Source organism: Lactiplantibacillus nangangensis, assembly GCF_005405065.1.
GTDB lineage: Bacteria > Bacillota > Bacilli > Lactobacillales > Lactobacillaceae > Lactiplantibacillus > Lactiplantibacillus nangangensis.
Genome location: NZ_BJDI01000017.1, coordinates 14,172 through 30,592, shown reverse-complemented (window position 1 = coordinate 30,592; position 16,421 = coordinate 14,172). Strand labels below are relative to the sequence as shown.

Sequence of the window (16,421 nt, the reverse complement as noted above, 5' to 3'; positions counted from 1 at the left end):
AATTAGAGCTAGTAAATCGATTAAGTGAGGTCGCGGGGATGAAGTTACAATTGACGCCAGAACAGCAAGCATTATGGCAGCAGTTAACTAAATTTAGTCAAGAAAAGTTAGCTCCTTTTGATGCACAGCTGGCACAAGGACAACAAGCTAGCACCGAAATTTATCAGTTGCTCGTCAATGAGGACTTGCCGGAACTGGGTTTAGCAAAACCGTTCGGACTGGGGGCGAGTCTGACCGAACAAGTTATTGCGATTACGGCAATTGCGCAAGGGTCAGTGAGTGCCGCATTAACGCTTGCCGGAACGTGGGTTGCGGCAACGGCATTAACGCTATATAGCCAGCCCGCTCAATTTGCCGAAACGCTACAAGCGGCGAAGGCCCAACCACTCGCACTGGCAGTAACTGAGCCGGACGGTGGTGGTCATGATGCCATTCAGTGTAGTGCGTCCAAACAGGCGGATGATCGTTGGTCGCTCGTTGGTGACAAGACTTTCGTCCTCAATGGTGGTCAGGCAGCGGCCTATATTGTCTTGGCGAAGACGCTACGCGAAAACAGTTTACAGTTTGTCATTCCAGCTGATCAGACTGGTCTACGTTTATTGGCGCCAGTCTCATTGGCCGGCTTACCGGCTGTGCCGATGGCAACGTTGCGTTTGAATGGTGTCCAAGCAGAAAAAAACCAACTACTAGGCTATCAAGGGCAAGGTCTGACCATTGCGCGGCATATTAATGCTTTAGCCAGAATCTTCATTGGCGCGATCAGTGTTGGAATTGGTCAACGAACCATGGCGATCGTCAAACGCTATACGCGTGAACGGACGTTAGGCAAAGGGCTATTAAATGCCGATACTAGCATTCAACAACAAGCTGGTATACTCGCAACCAAGTTACGCGTCAATGAATTGTTAACTTGGGATGCCGCCCGACAAGTCGATCAAAAACAAGATTTTGAAGTTGCCGCGACCATGGCCGCAGTGACAGGAAGTGAGCATAGTGGTGCCATTGTGCAGCAAGCTAGTCAGTTACTGGGTGGTATTGCGGCGACGACGGCACTGCCACTGACGCAATTAGCCGGTGAGGCTCAGGCCTTGTCGTTAGTGACGGGGACATTAACCCAATTGCAACGCCAAATTGGGCAGCAGGCGCTCGGTTTGACTCATACGGAACCGTTGACGGCGGACCAGCCAGTGGCGGTGGCAAAACGGATTCAAGTTTCCAGTTTGCACCGTGTGGTTAAAGACTTGCGTTTGACGGAAGAAGTCCCCGTCAATGTCGGGTCCATTAAAAATGCAAAGCGCATTATTGCCCTCGGTCAAGGGGCGCTTGAACCAGCGACACTGCTACAAGCCCAGCAACTGGCGAAGTGGATTGGGGCAGCGATTGCGGTAACCCAACCACTGACTAAGTTGGAACAATTTAGTTTGGAACAGTTAATTGGCATCGATGGCGCTACGGTCACGCCAGAAGTGATCATCAATATCGGCATCTCTGGCGCGGAACAATACGTGTTAGGTATGGCCGGGGCCCAACATATTTTATCAGTCAATCCAGATGAAAAGGCACCGATCTTTAAAGTTTCTCAACAAGCCTTTGTCGGTACCGCAACGGACTTCTTAACTGGCATGATTGCAGCATTGAATTAAACGTTAATATTGTGAATGATGAGCTAACTGTTTTAAATGGTTAGCTCTTTTTTAGTCTCATCAGTGCCTAAATAGTTATCTAAAAGGGGTTCCGTTGGTTAGTTAACTCATGTTACAATTAATTCATCATTTCACAATATTAGTTAAATTCATTTTGGAGGGGATCGCTATGAAGACACGTGGCTTGGCGCTAGTTGCCAGTTTGACCATGATTGTCGCAAGTTTGGCTGGTTGCGGGAGTACCAGTTCAACGAGTTCGAAATCAAGCTCCAGTAGTAAAAGTAGTTCTAAGAAAACCGAAGTGACTTCGGGTGCTTCGAAGACCCAATATTCATCGATGAAAGATCTCAAGTCAAAATATGATGTGGTTATCGTCGGGGGCGGTGGTGCCGGGATGTCGGCCGCTTTAGCCGCCAAAGAGAAGGGCTTGAAGCCGGTTATCTTAGAAAAAATGCCAGTTGCTGGTGGGAACACCTTGAAAGCTTCTTCTGGGATGAACGCTTCGGAAACGAAAGTGCAGAAAAAAGCCGGTATCAAGGATACTAACGATAAATTTTATCAAGAAACCTTAGCTGGCGGTCATGGCACTAATGATAAAAAGATGCTGCGGTTTTTTGTGGATCATTCAGCCAGTGCCGTTGATTGGTTAGATGGCATGGGAATCAAGTTGACTAACTTGACGATTACTGGTGGGATGAGTGTTAAACGAACTCATCGACCAGCAGATGGGTCCGCAGTCGGTGGCTATTTGGTAAACGGCTTACTCAAGAATGTGAAGAAGCAGGCAATTCCAATTTATGTTAATGCGGATGTAAAAAAGATCAACGAAACTGACGGAAAAGTTGCTGGGGTCAAAGTGACTTTTGACCAAGATAAGACGAAGACAATCAGTTCAAAAGCCGTTATCGTAACAACGGGTGGTTTTGGCGCCAGCAAAGCGATGATTAAGAAATACCGGCCAGACCTTTCAAAGTACGTCACGACTAATCAAGCCGGGAGCACTGGTGACGGAATTAAGATGATCACTGATTTGGGTGGTTATACGGTCGATATGAGTAAGATTCAAATTCATCCAACGGTCTATCAAAAGCCACCATACTTAGTTGGTGAAGCGGTTCGTGGTGAAGGCGGTATCCTAGTGAATACTAAGGGTGAACGCTTCACCAATGAAATGGGCACGCGGGATGTCGTTTCAGCCGCCATCAACAAGCAACCAGACAAGTATGCGTATGTCTTATTTGATGGTGGGGTTAAGCAACGGGTCACTGCGATTAATCAGTACGAAAAGAAAGGCATGGTCGAATCAGGCGCAACGCTGGGTGATTTAGCGAAGAAGCTAAATGTTCCAAGCAGTACGTTGGAAAAGACGGTGCAAGCTTGGAATACTGACGTTAAAGTGAAAAAAGATGCCCAGTACGCGCGGACAACTGGGATGGATCATCAGTTGAACACACCGAAGTATTATGCCATCAAGATTGCGCCCGGCATCCATTACACGATGGGTGGCGTGAAGATCAATCCACAGACAGAAGTTTTAAAGAAGTCCGGTCAAGCCATTCCTGGCCTTTATGCGGCAGGTGAAGTGACTGGTGGCCTCCATGGAGATAATCGAATTGGCGGGAACTCGGTCGCCGAAATCGTGATCTTTGGACGCCAAGCTGGGACTCAAGTTGCTAAATATGTTAAGTAGGTAAGACAAAAATGATCGATTAACCAAACGCTGGCTAATCGATCATTTTTATTTGGCGTTAAACTGAGCTGTTAATTGGTTAATAATGGGTACTTTGAATAGCACCACCAGCACAGTTGTATAGACTAGGTAAGAGACGATTTCTTGAATGAACCGAGTCGTCAGTAACGCTGACCATGGCGTCATATACATGATGTGGAGCCAGAGACTATTGAGAAAGAGGTTCAAAATGAATAGCACGATAAAGTTAGCCAGCAGAATGCGCGTTAACGAGGTCCGTTGTTGAAAGGCCATCCCAAAAATGAGGCCGGTCAAGAAGGCGGTCAAAATAAAGCCAGGGAAAAAAGTGAACTTAGGAAACAAGACCATGCCGAGAAAGTAAGCCAGCGCAGTGCTACCGGCAGTCACGAGTGGTGAAAATAGCCGGGCCGTGATGGCGACGACGACAAAGGCAAACGCAATCTTGGTCGTGAGAAATTGGATCGATAACAGACTATTCAACATGATTTGCATGGCGGTTAAGACGCCGAGTAACGTAATCGATTTGACGGATGCATGGGTAGACATGAGTGGGACCTCCTGAATTGATGCTTTGTTTAGTATTGTACTGGAAAAAGATGGGTAATGCTAGTGAAAAATCAGCTTGAGTTGATTTAAAAACTATCTTGAATGAATATGGAATTTGCAAAAGTATCTCATAAGCTAAGATGTGCCAGATTTGGAATACTTTATAGCCAGGTAAAAAGATGACAGATGTTTTATGGAACCTTTACAAAAATATGATAGTCACCAAATCGCATTGCGCTATGGTTAAGCTAATTAAATGATTAGTGGAGGGTGACAAATGAGTAAGGTCATCGAGGTTGAGTCATTACGGGTCACCGTTTTGACGACGAAATTAGTTCGCATTGAATATTCACCAACGGGGGTCTTTGAAGACCGATTCACGCAATTGGTTCAAAATCGTGAGTTTGAACCGTGTGAGGTCACGGTATTACAGCCATCACCACAACATGTGCTAGAAGTTGTGACGACCGGCTTTCACTTGTACTATGACGGCGGTGATCCCGCTGTGGGTAATCTCTATATTGATGCGGCCCATAATTGTCGCACCTATGATAATCGTTGGTTCTTTGGCGATGCCGTGGGGCGAAATCTCAAGGGGACAATACGCACGCTTGATAAGGTCGATGGGGCAACACCTTTGCCAGATGGCCTAATGTCACGCGATGGGATCAGTGTGCTGGACGATTCGCAATCGTTCACTTTGATGGGTGAGACGGTGGCGCCACGACAGCACGCCGAAACGGATCTTTACTACTTTGCTTACGGGCATGATTACCAACAAACGTTGACCGCATATTATCAATTGACGGGCTTTCCACCGTTGATTCCGCGATTCGCGCTTGGCAATTGGTGGAGTCGCTTCTATCGCTATACGCAAGCAGAGTATCTGCAGTTAATGGCTAAGTTTGATCAGGAAAAAATTCCAATTAGCGTGGCCGTATTGGATATGGATTGGCATCCAACCCAGATTCCAGCCAAGTATGGGAGCGGTTGGACCGGCTACACGTGGAATTTAGATTATTTTCCAAAGCCAGAAGCGCTATTAGAAACGCTACACGCACAAGGCCGAAAAGTGACGTTGAATGTGCACCCAGCGGCCGGAATTCGGGCTAACGAGGCTTGTTATCCAGCAGTAGCGACAGCTTTAAAGCTCGACCACGATCAACCGGCCAAATTTGACTTGCAGAATAAGGCCTTCAAACAAGCCTATTTTAAGTTGGCGCACCGACCGTTAGAACGCGCGGGTGTGGATTTTTGGTGGCTGGATTGGCAACAGGGCGGTGCGCGGAGTGCCGTCAAAGTTGATCCACTCTGGTTGTTGAACATCGCTCACTATCAGGATAATGCGCGACAACATCCCGGTGCTGGCCTGATATTGTCGCGCTATGCCGGTCCGGGGAGTCACCGTTACCCCATTGGTTTTTCTGGCGATACGGTTGCGTCATGGGCTTCATTACAGTTTCAACCGTACTTTACGGCGACAGCGACGAATATTGGCTACACTTGGTGGAGTCATGATATCGGGGGACATATGCACGGCGCCTACGATGCGGAATTAAGCTTACGTTGGCTACAGCTAGGTGTGTTTAGTCCAATCTTACGGCTACACAGTTCAAGTAATCCATTTATGAGTAAGGAACCTTGGCGCTATCCGAGTAATATTGCGGCGTCAATGCGGCAGTTTTTGCAATTACGGGCGCAACTGATCCCGTATTTAGAGAGTGCGAATGCCATGACGCATACTACGGGCGTCCCACTGATTCGGCCAATGTATTACGGGCATGGTGATGAGAATCGGGCCTATCAAGTCCCCAATGAATTTCAGTTTGGCTCGGCAATGATCGTGGCGCCGATCACGACCCCCGTTGATGCGGAAGGACATTTAGCTAGTACCGCCGTTTGGTTGCCTGCTGGCCAATGGGTCGATCTCTTCACCGGTATTCATTATCAAGGTGATCGTTACTTTCAAGCGTATCGTGAACAGACGCAGCTGCCGGTTTTTGTTAAGGTCGGCAGTATTATTCCTTTGAATCCGGATGTCATGCTACCAGCTGACACGTTGCCGTCCAAGTTAAAGCTCAAGCTTTTTGTCGGTGCTGATGGCACCTATGAGCTAATTGAGCATGCCCACGGCGCCACGGCAACAACGACCTTTAGTTGGAATGACGCTGAGCGTCGTCTCACAATTAAGGTGGATGATCCGAGTCAGATCATTCCAGCACAGCGTGAGGTTCAACCCGAATTAGTGGGAGCAACGGGTACGGTCGTCAGTTCGTCAAAAACGCAATTCAACTTTTCCACCATGACGATGGTTGGGGATAACTTTAGCGTGATGACGCTGATTCAGCAACGGTTACAGTTCGCAGATTTACCGTTCGACTTGAAGCGTGAGATTTGGCAGATGGTTCAGACGAGTCCGAGTCACGATCGGTTGTTAGCGTACATTAGCACCCTCAAGCAACCTAGCTTGCAAGGAATGCTCACAGAATTACTCACTTGCTAAATTAAAAGCCGCCACCACGGGGCTTTTTTTTGGACACTATTTGAACTTTAAGCCAGCGGGTTAGTCCGCAGTAAGTTTTAAAACAATATAATTAATGAAACGGGACTACGCAAATTTATGCAATCGCTTGCAAAAAGTGTGGAAACGTTTTATATTTAAGCAGTAATGTATTCGGATTGGAGGCAGTAATATGGCAACAATCAAGGATGTTGCCCAGCGTGCAGGGGTATCGCCATCGACGGCGTCACGCGCGTTGCATGGCAGCAAGATTATTAGTCAGCCAACACGGGAAAAAGTAGTTAAGGCGGCACGCGCCTTGAATTACGCACCGGATTTTAACGCGCAAAATTTAGCAACCAAGGCCAGCAATACGATTGGGGTCGTTTTGCCGGTCGATCATCATGAAATTTTCTCGAATCCATTCTTCTTGGAAATGATTCGTGGCATTAATGAGGTTTGTAGTCAAAATGGGTCGATGACGACTTTAGCGACGGGGATTTCTAGCGATGAGCTCGTACACAACATCGATGTGATGATTGCGCAGGGACATATTCGCAACTTTATTCTATTATATTCGGAGAAGAATGATCCCGTTGTCGAACGGTTAAATCAGTTTGACGTGCATTATGTCGTGATTGGGAAACCGTATCACGATGTTAACCGGATCTCATACGTTGATAATGACAACGTGCAAGCTGGGACGGATGCGGCGCAATATTTGCTCGATCACGGGCATCGCCGGATTTGTTTCTTGTGTTCAGATCTCTCGAAAATGGTTCAGGGTGACCGCATGTTGGGGTATCAACGGGTGATGATGCAACATCAGTTGCCGAATATTATCTTGTCAGAACGCTTTGAAAGCCATGAAACGGGTGTGCAAGCCTTACATAAATTCTTTAAAAATTATCCAGACGTGACGGCGTTTGTGGCCGTTGACGATATGATGGCTTTGAAGTTGCAGCAAGTTTTGCACAATGACGCCGAGTGGAAAGTTAAGCAGTTTTCGCTAATTGGCTTTAATAATTCAATCTTTTCGGAATTGGCGCACCCGACTTTAACGTCGATCGCGGTCTTTCCGCAACGTTTGGGTGAAGAAGCCGCGAAGATTGCCATTGCAGATCGTCCCAAAGATGAACTTTCAACGGCGGTCATCGTCCCACACCAAATTATTAAGCGTCATTCTGTGCATCAAGTTAAAAAATTATTGTAGTGGGCCGTTAGCGCTGTAGCGTCACCATTGGCTACGGTGCTTTTACGATTAAAGGGGGAGTTTTGGTTATGGCAACGTTAAATGACGTCGCACAACGCGCAAATGTTTCCAAAATGACCGTTTCGCGGACAATTAATCACCCGGAACAGGTCCGACCGGAATTACGATCGGCTATTTCGCAAGTCATGCGTGACTTGAATTATCAGCCGAATGCGGCGGCGCGGGCGTTGGTGAGCCGGTGTACCCGCGTGATTAAGTTGACGATTTTCGAGGATATGGATACAACTGAGCCCTACTATATGATGTTGTTAGCCGGCATTGCCAATGAGCTGAACCGGCATCAGTATGCGCTCCAGCTGGCAACGCGCAACTCTTATGAAGTTGGCGAGTGTGATGGGTACATTTTAACGGGGATTCGTGATGAAGATTACGCTTGGGTCAAGCAATTGCAACAACCCGTAGTCTTTTTTGGTCGCAACTTAAAGGGCTATGACTATGTGGATACGGACAACTATCAAGCGATTCGTGACAGCACGATGTACGCCCTACATCGTGGCTACACGCGCCTGATCTTTATCGGGATCGCGGCGGATAAGCCGTTTGAACTGGATCGTGAACAGGGCTTTCGCGAGCTGATGGCCGAAAAGCATTTACCCGCTGAAGTGGTGCGCTTAGCCAATCATGGTCATGTCGCCACCAAGTATATTGATGAACATTGGGCGACGATGACCCCTAATACGGCTTTTATTTGTGCCAGTGACCGCTTAGCTATCGGGATAGAGGATGGCATTCTGCTGCATGGCGGACGCGTCCCAGAAGATTTCGGCGTGATTGGGTTCGACGGCATGCTCTTGAATCAAGTGGCGTCAAAACGCTTAACCACGATGAAGCAGCCGCTAGAAGCCATGGGGCAAGCTGCGGCCAAACTATTACTGACCAAGATTAATCAGCCGCAGCCCGAACAAACAAAAGTTATTGTGAAATCAAAATTGTCGATTGCAGAATCGACACGTTAAAGAGGAGTTTACAGCATGAACAAGCATTGGTATGACCAACAGACGATTTATCAAATTTATCCGAAGAGTTTTAACGACAGTAATCATGACGGAATTGGCGATATTCCTGGGATCACGGCGAAAGTGCCTTATTTGAAAAAGTTAGGGATCACGACACTGTGGCTCAATCCGATCTATCAGTCCCCGCAAGTGGATAATGGTTATGACGTTTCAGATTACTACCAAGTTGATCCCAGTTTAGGGACGATGGCTGAAGTGGAAACGTTGATTAAAACGGTGCATGCAAACGGCATGTATCTCATTTTTGACTTTGTCTTGAATCATACCTCAGACCAACATCCTTGGTTCCAGCAGGCGATTGCTGACCCCAAGAGCCCTTACCGAGATTACTATTTGTGGCAAGATCCGGCAGCCGATGGTGGTCGCCCCAACAATTGGGGCTCGTTCTTTGGCGGCAGCGTCTGGGCGAAAGATCCGGCCGGCACGGGTCAGTATTATTTCCATTTGTTTGATAAGCGGATGCCCGATTTAAACTGGCAAAATCCCGCTGTGCAACAAGCCATGCGCGACGTTGCGGAATTTTGGGTTGAAAAAGGCATTGATGGCTTACGGTTGGATGCCTTTATTCATCTAGCCAAAGCCGATTTTCGGCAAACATACCCTAGCAAAACCGGTGATCAGACGCCAATTATTTCAGATATGTTCTATGCCCATTTACCAAAAGTTCATCAATATTTACATGACTTTGTGGCCGCAATCAAGGCTAAGCACCCAGAGACCTATGTCGTGGGGGAAGCGTCGTCAGCTGATCCTCATTTGATGGTCGATTACACCAAGCCGGGGACGGATGAATGCGATAATGTCATTACTTTCAAGACGTTTGCGGATGACGATTCCGTGAATGATCCTAGTTTCAATGACACGTTCCAACCGCGCCCAATGGACGTGACGACGTACAAGCAGCATACTGTCGGGATTCAAGCGGCTTTAAATGGGGTCAGCTTACCGACGCTTTATTGGAATAACCATGATATGGCGCGGGTGGCAACGCGCTATGGCGATGCCAACTATCCAAAGCAAAGTGCGAAATCCTTAGCGACCTTACTTTATCTGCAACCGGGGATTCCCATCATCTATTACGGCGAAGAAATTGGCTTGACCAATATTCGTTATACCGACTTGGCCGACTTCGAAGACCAAACCGTGCCAGAATTTGCCGCCAGTGCTAAAGCGGCGGGCAAGACGGATGCCGAGATCATGACAATGCTTAATCGGACGCACAAAATGGCTGGTCGTGGCCCCATGCAGTGGGACGAGACCGCTTATCATGGCTTTTCAAATCATTTGCCATGGAAACATGGTGACACGGATGCCATGAATGCTGCCGACGAAGCTAAAGACCCTGACAGTGTTCTGAACTACTATCGGGCGCTACTCGGACTTAAGCGGCAACCGTTATTTGCAGCGGGTAAATTTGTGATGTTACCAAGCGATGACCAACTATTTACGTACTTGGTCGATAACGGTCAGCATCAAGCCGCAATCGTTTGCAACCTAACCAGCAAAGCACAGACATACACGTTGCCATTTGCGGCCAAACAAGTCTTACTAGGTCAAGGTGGCGCCACGGTTGCTGACCGGACCGTCACGTTACCAGCTTGGAGCAATTTGGTCGTTAAGGCCTAGGCGTGCAAGAAAATGCATCGAGTTTCATAATTGGTCTAGATACAAAAGAGTTAATATTAATAAACGATTAGAATGATTTTTTGATAAATCGGTCTAATCCTTACAGCGACAATAACTCTCAGCATTTTTGACGGCTGAGAGTTATTTTTTGGTTTATTTTGTTAACGTTAACATTACGAAATCGCTTGCGAAAGCGTTTGCACAGTTGCATAATAACTTATGTAAACGAATTAAGTTATCCGCAAGGAGGAAGAACTATGAGTACTTGGAAGAAGTTGGGGATGGGTGTCTTAGCCACTGGCTTGGCACTCACGCTTGTAGGTTGTGGTAATAGTAAATCATCATCGTCAAGTTCATCAAAGATGGGCAAGACCTTGAAGGTATCTGCTGATCCTTCATATAAGTCATATATGAAGTCAGTAATACCTAAGTTCGAAAAGAAGTACAATGTCAAAGTTAAGGTTTCATACAAGGCAATGCTTGATGAAGACGATGCTTTGAAGTTGGATGGCCCATCTGGGAAAGGGCCTGACGTTTTGATGGCACCATACGACCGGGTTGGTCAAATGGCGTCACAAGGCCAATTGACAACGGCTAAATTAGCATCTGGTCGTTACAATGCAGTTGGTAAAAAGTCCGTTACATACAAGGGCAAGGTTTACGCTTCACCTGTAACAATTGAATCTGACGTCTTGTACTACAACAAGAAATTGTTGAAGAACGCACCTAAGAACTTCACTGAATTAGAAAAATTAGCGCAAAACAGCAAATATGCTTACGCTAACGATAAGACTAAGAACGTGGCCTTCTTAACACAATGGACTAACTTCTATAACTCATTTGGGGTTATTAAAGGCTACGGTGGTTACGTCTTCGGCGACAACAACACCAATTACAAGAAGATTGGTTTGAACAATGCTGGTGCCGTTGAAGGACTATCATACATGACCAAGTGGTTCACTAAGTACTGGCCAAGTGGGATGCAAAACGTTACATCAAACGAAAACTTTGTGACGCAACAATTCACAACTGGTAAAACAGCTGCTGTGATTGACGGTCCTTGGATGGCCGCAACTTACAAGAAGTCTAAAGTTGACTACGGTGTTGCCGTATTACCAACTTTGACCAATGGTAAGGATTATCAAGCGTTTGCCGGTGGTAAAGCTTGGGCAATCTCAAACTACAGCAAGAACAAGACTGCTGCACAGAAATGGTTAGACTTCATTTCAAACAATGCTAACCAAAAGTCATTCTACAAGAAGACTGGCGAAATTCCTGCCAACACTGTTGCACGTAAGACCGCTTCTGATAGTGGCGATGCCATGGCTGCTGCCGTATCAAAGCAATATGACAAAGATGTTCCTTTGATCAACTTGCCACAAATGGCTGAAGTTTGGACACCAGCTCAAACGATGATGACCAATGCTGCCGCTGGTAAGATGACACCAAAGCAAGCTGCTAATAAAGCAACTAAGACCATCAAGACTAACATTTCGCAGAAATACGATAAATAGTCAATCAACTTAAATAGTTCGAAGGGGGCTGAAACAAAATTCGTTTTGTCTCAGCCCTTTTCAAAAGAAAAAAGTACACTTAATTTAGGATTTATTCGGAAAGGGGTACGGGCGACATGCAGAAAAAAGATGTTAAAAAAGCGCAACGCCTGTCAATTATTCCCGGTCTAGGGCAATTCTATAATGGTCAAAAGATCAAGGGTGTCATGATGCTGGTCATCTTGGCCCTCTTCATCGCCGAATTCGCTTTAGTTGGGGTTAGTGCGTTCGCTAACCTGTTCACTTTAGGGTCAGTTTCAATGGAAGACAACTCCCTGTTCATGATGATTTATGGGACGTTACAAATCTTAGTAACCATTGTCTTCATCGTGTTCTACATCGCAAACTTATATGATGCGAAACACGTTGCGGAATTGATCAATAACGGGAAAACAGTTTCACATACGTTTAAAGAACTTGGTTCAAACCTATTAGGTGGCGGGTTTGCTTATTTACTAACAACGCCAGCTTATCTCTTGATGATCTTCACGATCGTCTTCCCAGTCGTTGTTACGTTGTTGATGGCGTTCACCAACTATGACTTTGCCCACATTCCACCGGCAATGCTGTTGGATTGGGTCGGCTTCAAGAACTTTACGCAAATGTTCTTCTTAAGTAGTTATCGGGCCACTTTCAGCGCTGTCTTCGGTTGGACGGTTATCTGGACAGTTTGTGCCACGACGTTACAAATTATTATCGGGATCGCCACGGCGGTGATCGCCAACCAAAAATTCATCAAGTTCAAGCGGATTTTTGGGGTTATCTTCCTATTACCATGGGCGATTCCAGCATTCGTTTCCATCATGAGTTTTTCAAATATCTTCAACGATTCCGCTGGTGCGATCAACGTGCAAGTCATCGGCTTATGGAACACGTTAGTCCCATTTGCCCACATTGCACCAATCCACTGGATGACGGATACGTTCTGGACGAAAGTTGCCATTATTTTAATTCAAGGCTGGTTAGGTTTCCCATACATTTATGTGATGATTACGGGGATCTTACAAGCTATTCCGGACGATTTATACGAAGCTGCTACCTTGGATGGGGCCACGGTTATCCAAAAGTTCCGCAAGATTACGTTACCAACCATCTTTGCGATTGCAGCGCCAATCTTCGTCACACAATACACGTTCAACTTCAATAACTTCTCGATGATCTATCTGTTTAACCAAGGTGGTCCCGGCGATGTCGGTGCCAACGCTGGTGGGACGGATATCCTGATTTCTTGGATTTACAAGTTGACCACTGGGACGTCGCCACAGTATTCACTAGCGGCCGCCGTTACCTTGATCATCTCCGTCTTAGTCATTGGGATTTCGTTGATTGTCTTCAAGAAGACGCACGCATTTGAAATGGAGGACTGATGTTATGGATAATACAGCAGTAGCACCTAAAAATGCCAATTCAAAGCAAAACACCGCGCGTCGGCATCGTTTCTGGAAGCAATTCTGGACCTACTTCTACATGGTTGTCTTGGGAATTATTATTATCTATCCCGTTTTAATCACGTTTATCACGGCGTTTAAAGATGCCAACGTCCAAGCTTTCGTTTTAGACTTTGGTGGTAAATGGACTCTAGCCAACTTTAAGACGTTATTCACGTCAACCCTGTACGGGAGTTGGTACTTGAACACGATGGTCATTTCGATTTCATGTATGGTCATTCAAGTTATCGTTGTTACTTTGGCTGGTTATGTTTACAGTCGTTACCGTTTTGCCGGTAAGAAATTCAGTTTGACCTTCTTCATCGTCATCCAAATGGTCCCAACAATGGCCGCTTTAACGGCTTACTACGTTTTGGCTAACATGTTAAACGCGTTGGACCACTACTGGTTCTTAACCGCTATTTACATTGGTGGTGGGATTCCACAAAACACTTGGTTGATGAAAGGTTACTTCGACAATGTCCCTTACGACTTGGATGAGTCTGCTAAGTTGGATGGTGCCGGTAACTTCAAGATCTTCTGGTCAATCGTCTTACCACTTGTTAAACCAATGATCGCCGTTCAAGCGTTATGGGCCTTCATGTCACCAGTGCAAGATTACCTGATGGCGAAGTTCTTGTTGACCTCCGAATCGCATTACACGGTTGCCGTGGGGTTACAAACGTTCATTAATAACGCCCAGAACCAACAAGTCGTCTTATTCTCGGCAGGGGCCATTCTGGTTGCCTTCCCAATTGCGGCCTTGTTCTTCTACCTGCAACGCTTCTTCGTTTCCGGATTGCTCGCTGGTGGTAGTAAGGGTTAGTTAGTGGCTGCTTTGCCGCACACCATCCGCCGAGACGGGCTGGAACGCGGTGGGCAGCGACTTTGTGAGTTGAAAATATTAGTAGAGGTGAATTTTGATGCAGACAACAACTAAAGGAACCATTTCGTTCCCTGTTCGGTTTTTCGGTAGCCTCTTCTCACCTCGAAGAATGTTTACAAATCGAAATAGTTATAACTGGTTACAAATTATTGTTTTGTTTCTCTTCTTAACTGCGGTGATGTTGATGCCGATTCCGTTTTACTATAATCATCAAACGAATTTTAATCTGCAGCCGTTCTTACCACAGATTGACAACATGGCAAAGAGTAATCAGATGCAAACCGCTTTGAACAAAATGACTTATCAAGATCGTGAATTCAAGGACGTGCAACATGCCGTGATCATTAAGACTAAAACGAATGTGGCGGGGTTCAATTTGACCAAAGCGGATCGTGCCGGTCGTAAAAATGTGATCAACTTGCATGCGACGGGCTTCGATATTCAGTCAGTCGGTAGTCAGTTCAAAGCCAAATATGCCACGCGACACCAAGTTCACAAAGACGCGCATGCGTTTCTCGTGGATTCTTGGTATCAGAGTAACAAAGTCATGATTGGACTCTTTATGTTGATGACTTTGGGCATGATCATCGTGGGGGTCAACTTGATCCTCGTGAACGGGGCGGCAGTATTCCTACTACTTTCTCGTCACAATAAGATTACCGATATCCGCAACTTCCGCGAAGCCGTTAATACGACCTTAGCGATGATGGGGATTGGGAGTTTAATTGCGATGGTCATCGGGTTGATTCACTTTGATGTGACGATTGAATTGACCGTCCAATCTTTGAGTCTCGCGTTCGTGGTCTTATGGGTTTACATGAAAACTAAATTTAAAGATGTTGATAAAACAGCGTTGATGTAAGTTGTCGACCAGTTTAACAGTTAGAAATGAGGAAATTAAATGGCACTTGAAACGAATACGGATTTACGCCAAAAACTAATCTATTGTGTTTTTGTTCGTAATTATTCTAAATCTGGCAAATTCTCAGCAGTCACTGCTGATTTACAACGGATCAAAGATTTAGGGACCGACATTCTGTGGTTATTACCAATTAATCCGATTGGTGAAGTTAACCGGAAGGGCACGTTAGGCTCGCCTTATGCGATCAAAGACTATCGGGGCATCAATCCGGAATATGGGACGTTAGATGATTTCAAAGCGTTGACTGAAAAAGCCCATGAATTAGGCTTAAAGGTCATGCTGGACATCGTTTATAATCACACTTCACCAGACTCTGTCTTGGCAACTGAACATCCTGAATGGTTCTACCATGACGCTGATGGTAATTTGAGTAACAAAGTTGGCGACTGGAGCGATGTTAAAGATTTAGATTATGGTCATCATGATTTATGGCAATATCAAATCGATACCTTGCTCTACTGGAGTCAATTTGTGGATGGGTTCCGTTGCGACGTGGCCCCATTGGTTCCCCTCGATTTTTGGTTAGCTGCGCGTCAGCAAGTAAACGCCAAACATCCTGGGACCCTTTGGTTGGCTGAATCAGCTGGCACGGGCTTCATTCAAGAACTACGGGCACAAGGGTTCACCGGCTTATCCGACAGTGAACTTTATCAAGCCTTTGACATGACTTACGATTACGATGTTTTCGGTGATTTCAAAGATTATTGGAATGGCCGTTCGACCGTTGATCGTTATATCGACTTGCTGCAGCGGCAAGATACTTGGTTCCCAGCCAACTATCTGAAGATGCGGTTCCTTGAAAATCATGACAATGCGCGGATGATGAGCATGATGCATAGTGATGCGGAAGCAATTAATAATTTAACGTGGATCTTCCTCCAACGGGGCATTCCACAGCTCTATGCGGGTCAAGAATTCTTGGCAGAACATCAACCGTCCTTGTTTGATAAAGATGTGATCGTTGATGATCGGCATGGTGATATGACGGCGCTAATTCAAAAATTAGTGGCCATCAAACGTGACCCGATTATGTCCGCAAACGACTATCAATTAGCGGTTGCTAACGAGGGGGTCATTAAAGTGACCTACCGCGGCAATGGTGAAGAATTGGTCGCTTGGTTACCGTTAAAGGGTCAAGTTACCACGGTTAAAACGGACTTAGCCGCTGGCGACTATAACAATCTGCTGACGGATCAAGCCGTGACCGTGACGGCGGGCGAGTTAGCCGTTAAGGGTCAACCAGTTCTGATTAAACACACAATTAAAGCGACAACTGGCAAAGTTGCCGATCAATCAAACTAAGCTGTTAAGGCAGCTT

General features: G+C 46.1%; 12 protein-coding genes. 11 read left to right on the top strand and 1 reads right to left on the bottom strand.

From position 1 onward, the window contains the following. The first annotated feature begins 38 nt into the window (after window positions 1–38). Both FFM70_RS12300 and FFM70_RS12295 read left to right on the top strand, forming a co-directional pair. Complete coding sequence (locus FFM70_RS12300; protein ID WP_137617142.1) at window positions 39–1,643, top strand: FAD-binding protein; 1,605 nt, start codon at window positions 39–41, stop codon at window positions 1,641–1,643. Window positions 1,644–1,812: 169 nt separating this feature from the next. Continuing rightward, window positions 1,813–3,333 carry a flavocytochrome c gene (locus tag FFM70_RS12295; RefSeq protein WP_137617141.1) on the top strand — a complete coding sequence of 507 codons (1,521 nt, stop codon included), beginning with the start codon at window positions 1,813–1,815 and terminating at the stop codon, window positions 3,331–3,333. A 48-nt stretch (window positions 3,334–3,381) separates the two neighbouring features. Here FFM70_RS12295 and FFM70_RS12290 read toward each other — a convergent pair whose 3' ends face one another. Beyond that, complete coding sequence (locus FFM70_RS12290; RefSeq protein WP_137617140.1) at window positions 3,382–3,900, bottom strand: folate family ECF transporter S component; 519 nt, start codon at window positions 3,898–3,900, stop codon at window positions 3,382–3,384. A 277-nt stretch (window positions 3,901–4,177) separates the two neighbouring features. Between FFM70_RS12290 and FFM70_RS12285 the strand changes: the two genes are divergently transcribed. From FFM70_RS12285 to FFM70_RS12245, 9 genes are all read left to right on the top strand, one after another. Next, window positions 4,178–6,403 (top strand): glycoside hydrolase family 31 protein, encoded by a 2,226-nt coding sequence (locus FFM70_RS12285; RefSeq protein ID WP_137617139.1) that lies wholly within the window; start codon window positions 4,178–4,180, stop codon window positions 6,401–6,403. A gap of 190 nt (window positions 6,404–6,593) precedes the next feature. After that, window positions 6,594–7,613, top strand: a complete 1,020-nt coding sequence (locus tag FFM70_RS12280; RefSeq protein ID WP_137617138.1) for a LacI family DNA-binding transcriptional regulator — start codon at window positions 6,594–6,596, stop codon at window positions 7,611–7,613. 68 nt (window positions 7,614–7,681) lie between these two features. Continuing rightward, window positions 7,682–8,629, top strand: coding sequence for a LacI family DNA-binding transcriptional regulator (locus FFM70_RS12275; protein WP_137617137.1), 948 nt, complete (start codon window positions 7,682–7,684; stop codon window positions 8,627–8,629). A 15-nt stretch (window positions 8,630–8,644) separates the two neighbouring features. Further along, window positions 8,645–10,315 carry an alpha-glucosidase gene (locus FFM70_RS12270; protein WP_137617136.1) on the top strand — a complete coding sequence of 557 codons (1,671 nt, stop codon included), beginning with the start codon at window positions 8,645–8,647 and terminating at the stop codon, window positions 10,313–10,315. Window positions 10,316–10,572: 257 nt separating this feature from the next. Continuing rightward, window positions 10,573–11,829, top strand: coding sequence for an extracellular solute-binding protein (locus tag FFM70_RS12265; RefSeq protein ID WP_137617135.1), 1,257 nt, complete (start codon window positions 10,573–10,575; stop codon window positions 11,827–11,829). A gap of 116 nt (window positions 11,830–11,945) precedes the next feature. After that, window positions 11,946–13,235, top strand: coding sequence for a carbohydrate ABC transporter permease (locus FFM70_RS12260; RefSeq protein WP_137617134.1), 1,290 nt, complete (start codon window positions 11,946–11,948; stop codon window positions 13,233–13,235). Window positions 13,236–13,335: 100 nt separating this feature from the next. Further along, entirely contained in the window at window positions 13,336–14,121 is a 786-nt protein-coding gene (locus tag FFM70_RS12255) for a sugar ABC transporter permease (RefSeq protein ID WP_171002375.1), read from the top strand. Between the two features lie 97 nt (window positions 14,122–14,218). Next, window positions 14,219–15,043 (top strand): DUF1189 domain-containing protein, encoded by an 825-nt coding sequence (locus FFM70_RS12250; protein ID WP_137617132.1) that lies wholly within the window; start codon window positions 14,219–14,221, stop codon window positions 15,041–15,043. A gap of 39 nt (window positions 15,044–15,082) precedes the next feature. Then, window positions 15,083–16,405, top strand: a complete 1,323-nt coding sequence (locus FFM70_RS12245; protein WP_137617131.1) for an alpha-amylase family glycosyl hydrolase — start codon at window positions 15,083–15,085, stop codon at window positions 16,403–16,405. Window positions 16,406–16,421 lie beyond the last annotated feature (16 nt).